The 9,513-nt window shown below is 68.1% G+C and carries 11 protein-coding genes and 1 pseudogene; 5 read left to right on the forward strand and 7 right to left on the reverse strand.

The genetic code is table 11. From position 1 onward, the window contains the following. Positions 1 to 194, reverse strand: a pseudogene (locus tag ABZ348_RS34275) (methylmalonyl-CoA carboxyltransferase); the annotation flags it as partial. Positions 195 to 243: 49 nt separating this feature from the next. Then, positions 244 to 1,107 carry a metallophosphoesterase gene (locus ABZ348_RS34280; protein WP_358939865.1) on the reverse strand — a complete coding sequence of 288 codons (864 nt, stop codon included), beginning with the start codon at positions 1,105 to 1,107 and terminating at the stop codon, positions 244 to 246. A 720-nt stretch (positions 1,108 to 1,827) separates the two neighbouring features. On the opposite strand from ABZ348_RS34280, the gene ABZ348_RS34285 reads away from it, so the two are divergent. Next, complete coding sequence (locus ABZ348_RS34285) at positions 1,828 to 2,304, forward strand: Lrp/AsnC family transcriptional regulator (RefSeq protein WP_358939866.1); 477 nt, start codon at positions 1,828 to 1,830, stop codon at positions 2,302 to 2,304. A gap of 28 nt (positions 2,305 to 2,332) precedes the next feature. Continuing rightward, positions 2,333 to 3,016, forward strand: coding sequence for an HAD family phosphatase (locus ABZ348_RS34290; RefSeq protein ID WP_358939868.1), 684 nt, complete (start codon positions 2,333 to 2,335; stop codon positions 3,014 to 3,016). A gap of 341 nt (positions 3,017 to 3,357) precedes the next feature. Here ABZ348_RS34290 and ABZ348_RS34295 read toward each other — a convergent pair whose 3' ends face one another. From ABZ348_RS34295 to ABZ348_RS34305, 3 genes are read right to left on the reverse strand one after another with little or no spacing between them, the layout of a single operon-like run. Beyond that, the gene (locus ABZ348_RS34295; protein WP_358939870.1) at positions 3,358 to 4,266 is read right to left on the reverse strand and encodes a M56 family metallopeptidase; all 909 of its coding nucleotides are present in this window, start codon (positions 4,264 to 4,266) and stop codon (positions 3,358 to 3,360) included. Next, positions 4,263 to 4,631, reverse strand: coding sequence for a BlaI/MecI/CopY family transcriptional regulator (locus ABZ348_RS34300; protein WP_358939871.1), 369 nt, complete (start codon positions 4,629 to 4,631; stop codon positions 4,263 to 4,265). Before ABZ348_RS34300 ends, ABZ348_RS34295 begins: the two co-directional genes overlap by 4 nt. Positions 4,632 to 4,666: 35 nt before the next feature. After that, on the reverse strand, positions 4,667 to 5,152 hold the full coding sequence (locus ABZ348_RS34305) for a hypothetical protein (RefSeq protein ID WP_358939873.1): 486 nt from the start codon (positions 5,150 to 5,152) through the stop codon (positions 4,667 to 4,669). A gap of 117 nt (positions 5,153 to 5,269) precedes the next feature. On the opposite strand from ABZ348_RS34305, the gene ABZ348_RS34310 reads away from it, so the two are divergent. From ABZ348_RS34310 to ABZ348_RS34320, 3 genes are all read left to right on the forward strand, one after another. Beyond that, positions 5,270 to 5,962 (forward strand): hypothetical protein, encoded by a 693-nt coding sequence (locus ABZ348_RS34310; protein WP_358939875.1) that lies wholly within the window; start codon positions 5,270 to 5,272, stop codon positions 5,960 to 5,962. Positions 5,963 to 6,050: 88 nt separating this feature from the next. Continuing rightward, the gene (locus ABZ348_RS34315) at positions 6,051 to 6,785 is read left to right on the forward strand and encodes a DUF305 domain-containing protein (protein ID WP_358939877.1); all 735 of its coding nucleotides are present in this window, start codon (positions 6,051 to 6,053) and stop codon (positions 6,783 to 6,785) included. Between the two features lie 104 nt (positions 6,786 to 6,889). Continuing rightward, on the forward strand, positions 6,890 to 7,768 hold the full coding sequence (locus ABZ348_RS34320; protein WP_358939878.1) for a F510_1955 family glycosylhydrolase: 879 nt from the start codon (positions 6,890 to 6,892) through the stop codon (positions 7,766 to 7,768). Between the two features lie 151 nt (positions 7,769 to 7,919). Here the strand turns inward: ABZ348_RS34320 and ABZ348_RS34325 are convergent, their stop codons facing one another. Beyond that, complete coding sequence (locus tag ABZ348_RS34325) at positions 7,920 to 8,285, reverse strand: zinc ribbon domain-containing protein (protein WP_358939880.1); 366 nt, start codon at positions 8,283 to 8,285, stop codon at positions 7,920 to 7,922. 229 nt (positions 8,286 to 8,514) lie between these two features. Further along, a complete protein-coding gene (locus ABZ348_RS34330; protein ID WP_358939882.1) occupies positions 8,515 to 9,234 on the reverse strand; it encodes a TetR family transcriptional regulator in 720 nt (239 codons plus the stop codon). Positions 9,235 to 9,513 lie beyond the last annotated feature (279 nt).

Consider the following 9,513-nt stretch of genomic DNA (forward strand, 5'->3'; position numbering starts at 1 on the left):
CGGAACGAACCCTCATCCAGCAACAACGCAATCCGCTCACGCGCCGTCAACTTCCCCTTCGCATGCTGCGCCTCGGTCGCCCGATCACTCGGCCCAGCCACCGCCCGCGCCCGCATCACGAGGAGTTCGGCGGCGCGCCCCCGGGCGTCCTCCGCCGGAGGGAGCCCGCCCGAGGGCTCGTCCAGGAGCGTCATCTCGTACCAACTCTCTGTGGGGCGGCGGTCTGCGACGGCCGGTCAAGGGTCATGTCGAGCCCAGTTGCTCGGCGGTGGCGGGGAGGATCTGCACCAGCTTCCCCGGAGCGGTCTCCCGACGCCGCCACTCGCGGGGGTAGCCGAGGGAGACCTCCTGATGGGGCACGCCGTCACAGTGGATCAACCGGGGGATGTGGAGGTGCCCGTACACCACGGCACGGGCACGGAAACGCACGTGCCAGTCCGCCGTCGCCGTCGTACCGCACCACAGCGCGAACTCCGGGTGCCACAGCACGCGGGTGGGTTCGCGCACCAGCGGAAAGTGATTGACGAGGACGGTGGGCAGGTCCGCGGGGAGCGCTTCGAGGCGGGCCTCGGTCAGTTCGACCCTGGCTCGGCACCAGGCTTCCCTGCTGGGGTAGGGATCGGGATGGAGCATGAACTCGTCCGTGCAGATCACTCCGGCCTCTTCGGCAACCCTCAGGGCCGACTCCTTGGAGTGGGTGCCTTCGGGCCGGAAGCTGTAGTCGTACAGCAGGAACAGCGGGGCGATGGCCGCAGGGCCGCCCTCGCCCTCCCAGATCGGGAACGGGTCTTCAGGGGTGAGGACATCGAGCCTTCTGCACAGTTCCACCAGATGGCGGTAGCGCTGCTCGCCACGGAGCTGTATCGGGTCGTCCGGCGCGGTCCACAGTTCATGGTTGCCCGGCGTCCATATCACCTTGGCGAAACGGTCCCGCAGCGTACTGAGCGTCCATTCGATGTCGGAGACGACCTCTCCGATGTCGCCGGCGATGATCAGCCAGTCGGTCTCCCTCTCCGGTCTCAACTCATCGACGATCTTCTTGTTCTCGTCGTACCGGACGTGGAGGTCGCTGATCGCGACGAGCCTTCCGGGGCGCTTCTCAGGCATCACTCACTCACTTCGCTGAATCTGGTCGACGTGCCCGACTGAGCGTCGGCCCTGCGGGGTCGCCATAGGACGGACGGAACGGCGGTCAAGACCTTCCTCCCCCACAAGCCTCCCTGACATCCTCGCCGACCGCCCCGGAGCACTCGACCCCTCTCTTCGCCAAGCTGTTGAACGAGCATCCAAAATCGGGGCGTAGGCAGGGTGCCGTGGCCCCGAACGGCTCGTCAGCTCGGTCCTCGACGCCTCGGCGTCGATACCCGGCTCGGACGCTGATCACCCCGGGCGTGCCGGCGGTCCGACCGGCCTCCCGTGTCACACCGAACGGGGGATCACGCGGGGAACCTCCGAGCCCCCGGTCGAACCGGCGGAGCGGAAGGCGGCGACCTCCGCATCCTCCCGTACGCCACGGACCAGCGGCCCTGGCACTCGGGAGGTCCGACATCGCCCGCGGGAGAACGATCGTTGGCCGACCCGCCGGCGGCGACTACTCCATTCGAGCGATGTGTCCGGATTACAGGGCCGCACGGGACGTCCTGCGGTTGCGGGACACTCCGCGCTCTCGAACAGCCATTCCCCAAGTTGTTCCCCCCGGAAGGGAGCCGTCTCAACCTCCCCCCAAGGCGGACGACTTTCCCCGGGCGGTCGACTCCGGGCGCGTCACCGGGCATCGGTAGAGTCACGTCCTTGACCACCCAGGACCTTGAGGAGGGCTGAAGAACCATGGCCGTGGACGCACTGGACACCCGCATCTTGCGGCTGATGATCGAGCAGCCGCGTACCAGCGTGCGGGAGTACGCCCGGATCCTCGGCATCGCGCGGGGCACCCTCCAGGCCCGGATCGACCGACTGGAACGCCACGGCGTGATCACAGGGACCGGCCCGGCTCTCTCTCCCGCCGCATTGGGCCATCCGGTACTGGCGTTCGTCCACATCGAGGTCACCCAGGGGCATCTGGACGAGGTGGGCGAAGCACTCGCGGCAGTACCGGAGATCATCGAGGCGTTCTCCATCACGGGTGGCGGGGATCTGCTGACCAGGGTGGTGGCCCGGGACAACGGCCATCTGGAGGACGTCGTACAGCAACTGATCCAGTTGCCCGGAGTGGTGCGGACCCGTACGGAGATGGCCCTGCGGGAGCGGGTGCCCCATCGACTGCTGCCCCTGGTGGAATCCGTCGGTCGCACAGCCGCTCAGTGAAGAGCCTGCGTTTTGGCATCCTGGTGGCATGAGCAACGCACGCGGCACCTCAGTCATCTTCGACCTCGACGGCACCCTGGTGGACAGCGAGCTCAACTACTACGAAGCGGGTCGGCACATACTGGCCGAACACGGTGTGACGGATTTCAGTTGGGAGCGCCACACCGACTTCATCGGCATCGCCACCCGCGAGACGGTGGCGACGCTCCGTGCGGAGTACGGGATCGACACCCCGGTCGATGAACTGTTGGCCGCCAAGAACAGGCACTACCTCGCCCTGGCCAGCGCCTCGACTCCGGTGTTCCCCGAGATGGCGAAGTTCGTCGAACTGCTGCACGGTGATGGAACTCCGATGGCGGTGGCCTCGGGTTCATCGCGCGAGGCCATCGAAGCGATCCTGCGCGGAACGGGCCTCGACGTCTACTTCTCCACCGTCGTGTCCGCCGAGGAGGTCCCTCGGGGCAAGCCGGCACCCGATGTCTTCCAGGAAGCGGCTCGCCGGCTGGGGAGCGCACCCGCCGACTGCGTGGTGGTGGAGGACGCGGCGCCGGGGGTGGTCGCGGCACGTGCGGCGGGAATGCGCTGTGTGGCCGTCCCGTACGTTCCGGCAACCGCGGCGGATCCGGAGTTCCGGTCGGCGGATCTCCTCTACACGGGCGGACAGGCCGAGTTCACGGCGCAGGCCACCTACGACTGGCTCAACTCCCACTAGCTGCGACACCGTTCGGCTTACCGCTAAGTGCTTTAGAGAGCGAGCGAGATCGGCAGCCTGAGACTCACCTTCCAATGCCTTTCTGGCCGGCCCTCAAGGGGTCTGATCTGCGGATTTATGACTCACGGTCGCTTTATTCACTCCTATCTCACTATCCCTCTATCAGCTAAGCGGTTTAGCTGTAGAGTCATGGTTGGCACCCTCGCCGACCGGGGGCCTCCTGGGCGGGCACGCCCCCGCGCCCGGCCATCAGGAAGCAGGAGGGCCCCGGTTCCTCCCCCGTCGGTGTTCCGGCGTACGCCCCCACGCAGTACCGGTGCAGCCCCTGCGCGGAGCGACTCTCAGGGGACGCAGGCCAACAGGAGCGGCAGCATGGGTGCGACGACCGAAGCCACCACGACCCCGACGCCGGCCGCCCGCGGCGGGCGCTCCTGCGGAGAGAGAATGCGGCGCAGCCGGATCAGAGCCCCCGGGCCCCCCGCTCCCAGCGCGCCCGAGGGGATCCGACCTGCTGCCACCTCGCACAGGGCGGTGGCCAACGCCTCACGCGAGTGGAAGCGCAATGCGCGGTCGTCGGCGCTCATTTCGAGCAACAGCGCGGTCTGCGCTTCTGCGTGCCGGGCGAGCGGCAGTCCCGGGAAGGAACGGGCGAAGGCACGGACGGCCGTGCGCAGCAGATGGTGCCGACCGATGATGTGGGCGCGCTCGTGCTCCAGGGCAGCCTGCAACTGTTCGTCGTCCAGCACGTCCAAGGCGCCTCGGGTCACCACGATGCGGCGACGCCGGCCGGGAACGCAATAGACAGCGGGGACGGTGTAGTCGACGAGGGTGGCGTCGAAGCCGACGGCTTCGACGCCGATCATGTTGAGCAGGTCGGCATGGCGGCGCTGCTCGCGCCGGGTGTGCCAGAGTGTGCGCGCCAGCCAGCCGAGCGGCAGCAGGACCACCGCGGCGGGCAGCAACAGCAGTCCCGCGTCGGCCATCGACGGCGGGGTCGTGAGGACGTCCGTGGCCTGGCCGGGGTCGCAGGCGCTGAGCAGGCCGACCAGGCCGTCGTGCACGTGTCGATGGGTGAGCACCAAGTGGTACACGGTCAGGGCTGCGGCGACGACGAAACTCAGCATCAGGCCCTGCCAGGCGAGGATGCCCAGGGCGGGGGCGCGATGCGGCCAACGCGCCCGTGCCAGGGCGTACGGAACGGCAGCGCCCGCCAGAAGGGCGTACCCCGCAGCGGCGCCGGCCATGATCATGATCCACTCCGCCGCTTGGCGGCGCGCAGAGCGGCGCGGAGCGCCTGGACCTCCTCGACGGAGATCTGCTCGACGAAGCTCAACAGCACACCGGCCGGATCCGGGGTGCCCTCCAGGGCGTCGTGCATACGAGCGGCGGTGTACTGCTGGCGGGTGCACGTGGCTCGGTAGAGCCAGGCGCGGCCGTCCTTCTCGCGAGTGAGCATCCCCTTGCCGAAGAGGATGTCGGCCACGGTCTTGACGGTGCTGTAGGCGATGGGGCGCTTCCTGTTGAGGTCGTCGCGCACTTCTCGGGCGGTGGCGGCGCGCCCCCAGGCCCAGAGGCGATCCATGATCTCGGCCTCAAGTCCGCCCAGCTGTCTCACGCCGCTCCCCTTTCGGCCCGCGTCCGCCCCCGGCTTCAGCGGTTGCTCATCGTAGTCGTGGTGTTCGGTTCGCCCGCTGGGGCCACGGGGAGCGGACAGGCGTCCGCGGTGCGCAGGCGCCGTAGGAGTGCATGGGCGAGCAGGCCCAGGGAAGCAAGGGCGAGGACTGGTTGTGCAGGGGCCCAGTAGGTGTGGGCACCGCTCATGCCGAGGGCGAGGACCACGAGCTTGTTGCACACGGGGCAGCCGACCGCGAGCGTCGAAAGAACTCCGCCGGCGAGTGCGCGTGCGGTACGGGGCCGAGGAGCCTCGGCGCTCCGTCGACCGGCCGCATAGGTGGCGGCGAGCAGCCCCATCAAGAGGGAGCTGAGGGCCCAGACCGGATAGTTCCACCAGATCACCGGGGTCATCCGGGCGAAGAGGTCCGTGGGGACGACGCCCGTCGGGATGCCGATCGCCATCGCGGCGAGCAGGGTCACCAGCACCGCGACGGCCCACTGTCGGGGCATCCAGTTCCGCATCCGACAGTCCTCCCTAGCAGGCAATGCCAAGAACCTTAGTGGAAAGCCGGGTGGTGGGACACCGGCGGGGGTCCTTCTGTATCGTCGAGCGCACTGATCAGAGTGGAGGTCACGACCGTGAGTGCGAGCCGAGCGATGCGAGCGGCGGGTGCCTGGGGGCACCTTCTGCTGGTCGTGCTTGCGCTAGGTGTCTTCGCGATGCACACGGTCGGCCATCCGGAGAGCAGCCCCGAAGGTGACCATGGCGCCATGGCCGCAGCCCGCTCACAGGGGACGATGGCGGGTGGCTCGCCGGCACGCTCCGGGCCGACTGTCGAGGTCGCCGCAACCATCGGGGTGACGGGGGAGCCCCTCACGGCGGTGGCGAGCGGCGCTGACTCGGGCGCGGCCGACGCCGCCCTGGAACCCGGTCACACCCGAGGCGCCGGCCACCACACCACGGCGGTGGACCCTGCGGTTCGGCACGCCGCCCACCTGGTCCCGACGGATCGTCCCACCGGCCATGCGACACCACCCGTCGACGGATCCGCGGCTGTCCCGCTGGAACTCCTGGCGGTCGATGGCCACCAGATGCCGGCCACGGGGCATGACGAGCAGGCCGGAGCGCACCACCACGGCATGGTCATGGACATGGCCTCCCTCTGCGTGGCCGTCCTCGGCAGCTGGATCCTCGCCGCGCTGTTGCGCGCGGCGCTCGTCCGCAGGTCGGAGTGGCTGCCCCGGCTGCGTGCAGCCGCACTCGCCGCGCTGCGCCCCGGCGCCCCACCGCCACGACCTCACCTCACACATCTGTCCGTGCTGCGGATCTAGGCCGAATGCCACCGCGGGTGGTTCGCGCTGCCCGCCCACGCACACATCGGTAGGGATCCCCCGAAACAGACAGCGAAGAGGTTTGGCCATGACGTGCAACACCGGTATCAAAGGCACCGCGGAAGCCCAGAGTTCCACAGGTAAGGACCGCAGGCGCGGCGCTCGGGTCCGCCGCCGGATCTCCCTCGTCAGTACGGTTGCCGCAGCGGGATTGGTCCTCGCAGCCTGTGGTGACGCGGACGATATGGACGGCATGGACCACGGGAGCAAGAGCTCCCGTTCGGCGAGTGCTCCGGCCGGCGGCCAGAACGCCGCGCCGGGTGCCTTCAACGACGCCGACGTGATGTTCGCCCAGATGATGATCCCGCATCACGAGCAAGCCCTGAAGATGTCCCAACTCGCCGAGGGCCGTGCGGAGGACCCGGAGGTCAAGAAGCTCGCCGCGGAGATCGCCCGCGCCCAGGACCCGGAGATCCAGAAGATGAAGTCCTGGCTCAAGGCGTGGGGCAAACCCGAGTCGGCAGGTGCCGGAACGGAACACGACGGCCATGACATGGGCCCCTCCGAAGGTTCCGGAACATCCGGCGGGATGGCCGGAATGATGTCCGAGAAGGACTTGGACGAGTTGACGGCCGCGCAGGGCAAGGGCTTCGATCAGAAGTTCGCCCAGCTGATGATCGAACACCATCGGGGCGCGGTCGAGATGGCCGAAGAAGAACAGCGCAACGGTAAGAACGCGACGGCGAAGGAGCTTGCCGACGCCGTGGTCACCGCCCAGTCGGCCGAGATCGACGAGTTGAACAAGATCCTCGCCCGGCTCTGATGTCCCGGGCCGCCGCCTGCCGCGACCACGGGCGGACGGCGGCCCGTTCCACCCTGAACCCTGGCCTTCGGCCTCCCCACTACTCCCCACACGATCAGGACCCCATGAAGAAGCGTCATCTCGCCGCGCCCGTGACCGCGGCCGTACTGGCCCTCGCCCTCAGCGCCTGCTCGGGCGGCAGCACCGCATCCGACGACGCCGGTACGAAGGACTCGTCCACCGGCACGATCAGTCATATCCACGGCGTCGAGGTCGGCCCGACCGACAAGAAGCTCTACGTCGCCACCCATGAGGGCATCTACACGCCCGACGCGAAGGGCCGCCCCCAACTGGTCGGTGACCGCAAGGACGACTTCATGGGCTTCACCGTCGCAGCCAGCGGCTCCTTCCTGGCCAGCGGCCATCCCGCCCCCGGCCGGGACGCCCCGAACAACCTCGGTCTCATCGAGTCGACGGACGGGGGAAAGACGTGGAAGGACAGATCGCTCGTCGGGGAAGTCGACTTCCACTCGCTGGAACACGCCCACGGAACGATCTACGGCTACGACAGCACCAACGGTCTGCTGAGGGTGAGCGCCGACGGCTCCACCTGGGACAAGCGCAGCAAGCTGAGTGCACTGGACATCGCCGTCAGCCCGCAGGAGGCTCAGACGATCTTGGCCACCACCGAGTCAGGGGTCATCCGCAGCACCGACGGCGGCAGGAGCTTCAACAAGGCGGGCAGGTCCGTCATGGCGTTCCTGTCCTGGGTCACTCCCGATGCCCTGTACGGAATCGATCCGGCCGGTGAGCTCAGCCGCAGCGCGGATGGCGGACGGACCTGGCAGAAGGTCGGCACCGTACCCGGAGGCGGCCCCCAGGCTTTGACGGCTGTCACCGCGACCCATCTGGTGGCCGCGAGCCAGGACGGCGTATACGAATCCACGAACGGGGGCAAGACCTTCGCCAAACGACTGGACGTCACCTCGGGCGGGGATCACTGAGCGGTCTGCGCAGGCCCGCCACCGTCGAGGACCATGGATCGCTGGTCCTGGATGGTGGCGCTGCGGCCACCACGCCCGGCCGTCCACGCCTCGGGAAGATTGCCTCCCGGACGACGGGCGTGTACCGAAGACGGGGCTGTGCAGACACGACTCAGTCCGTACGCTGATCGGCGTCGCAGAGCTTGAGGACGAGTTCCCCGCTCAGCGGGTCAGATCCCGGTAGCGGACGGACCGGGGCACCGATCCACACCATGTGCGGCTCCACCCCGACCACGCGACAACGGAAGACGAAGCCCTCTTCGAAGCGCACGAGGGATTCATTGTGTGCAACCCCCCGGTGTCGGTGGACCACGTGGGACTCGATGACAACGCCCCGGCCATCGCTCCGGACGGTCTCCAGATCACTGGCGGCGCAGACGGGGCACAACAGCCGTCGAAACGATGTGGTGCCGCACCAGCGACAACGCTGGTGGACCAACCCCGGACTCTCCTGCGACGACGGTCGTTGCGTCGCCAGCCGTGCCGTCTGCTCCGTCGGCGGCCCAGCGGTCCACGTCGGTGAATGACGAATCTGCGCAATGCGGGTTGCTGGCTGGGACACGACTCGACCCCCTGCACTCGACTCGGAAAACAGCACGCCACCACGTTGGCGCACCGGCACCATATGGCACCGAGTGCAGCACCGTAAAGAGTGCGAAGCGGAATCCGCGATACTGAGTGCCAGGTCCAGGCTCCTTTCGGACGGCCTAGGCTTCTTCACCGAGTGCGGACTCGATCTGCTGGACGACCTTCCACAGCGGAGCCCCCCGAGGGGCGACCATGACGATGACCTCATCAGCGGACGAGCCTTCCGCGCCGTCGACAGTGGTCACGGCGCGCTCGGACTCACCCCCGCGCCCCCACACCGTTCGCACCAGAGCCAAGGCATGGTCGACGGAGGCGTCCGCGTCGCCGTGACCGCCCGAACGCAGCCAGGAGCGCAGGCCGTTGTTGTGTGCGGCGACCACACCGGCGGCGATCACTTCGGCGCGCAGTGCGCCTTCGGGCGCATCACCGCCCTGGGCGTCGGCGTATCGACGCCGAAGGAAACCTGCGAGGGTCCGTTCGTACCTGCGCACCACGGAGAGCTCGTACGTCCGCAGCCCTGGGACCTCCCGTGTGAGGCGGTACCGCTGTACGGAGAACTCGGGGTTCGCCGCGTACATGCGCGTCACGAGCCGCGCGGCATCGCACACCGTGTTGACCGGGTCGAGCGAGGCATCGGACCCGCGCATCTCCAAAAAGGCGGTCATCTCGGCGAGACACCGCTCGTGATCGGGGAAGACCGCGTCTTCCTTGGACGGGAAGTAGCGGAAGAACGAACGGCGACCGACACCGGCACGAGCCACGATGTCGTCCACCGTGGTCTGCTCGAATCCGCGCTCCAGGAACAGTTGGAAGGCGGCTTCTGCGAGCACTTCGCGCATGGGCGGCTTGGCGGCGCTGGTCCCGGCGGCGGGGCCGGTGGCCGCCTTGCGTCGTCTCTGCACTTCAGTCATACGGGGAACGTAACACCGCGACCCTCCGTTTGGCACTACGTACCTTTACAGAGGGTACTGCGTGCCATATGGTCGCGAGAACGGTGTACGAAGTGACCGGACTCGTCGGTACTCAGTAGGAGGTTTGGTGTGAGTTTGCGGATTGTGGTGTGTGTGAAGTATGTGCCGGATGCTTCGGGTGATCGGGGGTTTGGTAAGGATTTGACG

Origin of the sequence: Streptomyces sp. NPDC005963 (genome assembly GCF_040638655.1) — a bacterium.
In the GTDB taxonomy this organism is placed as follows: Bacteria; Actinomycetota; Actinomycetes; order Streptomycetales; family Streptomycetaceae; genus Streptomyces.

Bases quoted from the DNA above. Each gene is read 5' to 3' on its own strand.
- ABZ348_RS34305 (WP_358939873.1), bottom strand. From the start codon at position 5,152: ATGCGGAACTGGATGCCCCGACAGTGGGCCGTCGCGGTGCTGGTGACC.
- ABZ348_RS34290 (WP_358939868.1), top strand. From the start codon at position 2,333: ATGAGCAACGCACGCGGCACCTCAGTCATCTTCGACCTCGACGGCACC.
- ABZ348_RS34285 (WP_358939866.1), top strand. From the start codon at position 1,828: ATGGCCGTGGACGCACTGGACACCCGCATCTTGCGGCTGATGATCGAG.
- ABZ348_RS34320 (WP_358939878.1), top strand. From the start codon at position 6,890: ATGAAGAAGCGTCATCTCGCCGCGCCCGTGACCGCGGCCGTACTGGCC.
- ABZ348_RS34315 (WP_358939877.1), top strand. From the start codon at position 6,051: ATGACGTGCAACACCGGTATCAAAGGCACCGCGGAAGCCCAGAGTTCC.
- ABZ348_RS34280 (WP_358939865.1), bottom strand. From the start codon at position 1,107: ATGCCTGAGAAGCGCCCCGGAAGGCTCGTCGCGATCAGCGACCTCCAC.
- ABZ348_RS34295 (WP_358939870.1), bottom strand. From the start codon at position 4,266: ATGATCATGGCCGGCGCCGCTGCGGGGTACGCCCTTCTGGCGGGCGCT.
- ABZ348_RS34330 (WP_358939882.1), bottom strand. From the start codon at position 9,234: ATGCGCGAAGTGCTCGCAGAAGCCGCCTTCCAACTGTTCCTGGAGCGC.